The organism is Oscillochloris sp. ZM17-4 (assembly GCF_019599295.1).
In the GTDB taxonomy this organism is placed as follows: Bacteria; Chloroflexota; Chloroflexia; order Chloroflexales; family Chloroflexaceae; genus Oscillochloris.
The window spans coordinates 1-1,648 of record NZ_JAIEWN010000156.1 but is presented as its reverse complement, the minus strand read 5'-3'; the positions used below and the strand labels follow the sequence as shown (position 1 = coordinate 1,648).

General features: G+C 60.4%; 1 rRNA gene. It reads right to left on the bottom strand.

What is annotated here, in order from left to right:
* Nucleotides 1-163: 163 nt before the first annotated feature.
* Nucleotides 164-1,646, bottom strand: a 16S ribosomal RNA gene (locus K2Z83_RS28335).
* Between the last annotated feature and the right edge of the window lie 2 nt (nt 1,647-1,648).

The window sequence follows — 1,648 nt, the reverse complement described above, 5'->3', positions numbered from 1 at the left end:
CACTGAGGCACTGAATCACTGAGGCACTGAATGATTGAGGCACTGAAGTGTAGAACTTCAGTGCCTCAATCATTCAGTGCCTCAGTGCTGGCATCTTCCCAATCGAGTGTGGTTGTGCGGGTCGTGACAGACCCAGATGATAGGTTGATAGGCCTATCCCTAGAAAGGAGGTGATCCAGCCGCAGCTTCCGCTACGGCTACCTTGTTACGACTTCGTCCCAGTCGCGACCCCTGCCCTCGGCCGCTGCCTCCCTTGCGGGTTAGCCCACGGACTTCAAGCATTGGCCACTCCCATGACGTGACGGGCGGTGTGTACAAGGCCCGGGAACGTATTCACCGCGCCATGGCTGATACGCGGTTACTAGCAACTCCGCCTTCACGGGGGCGAGTTGCAGCCCCCGATCTGCACTGAGACCGGGTTTTTACGATTTGCTCCCCCTTGCGGGTTCGCGACGCACTGTCCCGGCCATTGTAGCGTGTGTGTCGCCCCAGGCGTAAGGGCCATGCTGATTTGACGTCATCCCCGCCTTCCTTCCCCCATCAAGGGGACCGTCCCGCCAGACACATGTAACTGGCGGCAGGGGTTGCGCTCGTTGCGGGACTTAACCCAACATCTCACGACACGAGCTGACGACAACCATGCAGCACCTGTGCAGCACCCTCGAAGGCAACGACGTTTCCGCCGTTTGCAGCTGCATGTCAAGCCTGGGTAAGGTTCTTCGCGTTGCGTCGAATTAAACCACACGCTCCGCTGCTTGTGCGGGCCCCCGTCAATTCCTTTGAGTTTTAAGCTTGCGCTCGTAGTCCCCAGGCGGCCAGCTTACCGCGTGAGCTTAGGCACCCAAGGCCAAAACGGCCCCAGACACCGAGCTGGCATCGTTTACTGCGTGGACTACCCGGGTATCTAATCCGGTTCGCTCCCCACGCTTTCGTACCTCAGCGTCAGGTCCGACCCAGGTGGCCGCTTTCGCCACAGGCATTCCTCCGGATCTCTACGCATTTCACCACTACACCCGGAATTCTGCCACCCTCTGTCGGCCTCTAGTCCGGTCGTATCGCCACGCCTCGCCAGGTTAAGCCTGGCGCTTTCAGCAGCGACGCACCGGTCCGCCTACGTACGCTTTACGCCCAGTGAGTCCGGACAACGCTTGCCCCCTCCGTCTTACCGCGGCTGCTGGCACGGAGTTAGCCGGGGCTTATTCGCTGGGTACCGTCATCATCTTCCCCAGCAAAAGGGGTTTACAACCCGAAGGCCGTCATCCCCCACGCGGCGTTGCTCCCTCAGGCTTGCGCCCATTGGGGAAAATTCCTTGCTGCTGCCTCCCGTAGGAGTCTGGGCCGTGTCTCAGTCCCAGTCTGCCTGGTCGTCCTCTCAGACCAGGTACCCGTCACCGGCTTGGTAGGCCGTTACCCTACCAACTACCTGATGGGCCGCAGGCTCATCCGTGAGCGCGTTGCCGCTTTCCCCTTGCGGGCGTATGCGGGATTAGCTCCGCTTTCGCGCAGTTATCCCCCACTCTCGGGCAGATTACCCACGTGTTCCTCAGCCGTGCGCCACGCAGCCAAGCAAGCTTGCTGCGTGCGACTTGCATGCATTAGGCACGCCGCCAGCGTTCATCCTGAGCCAGGATCAAACTCTGCGTTGTTG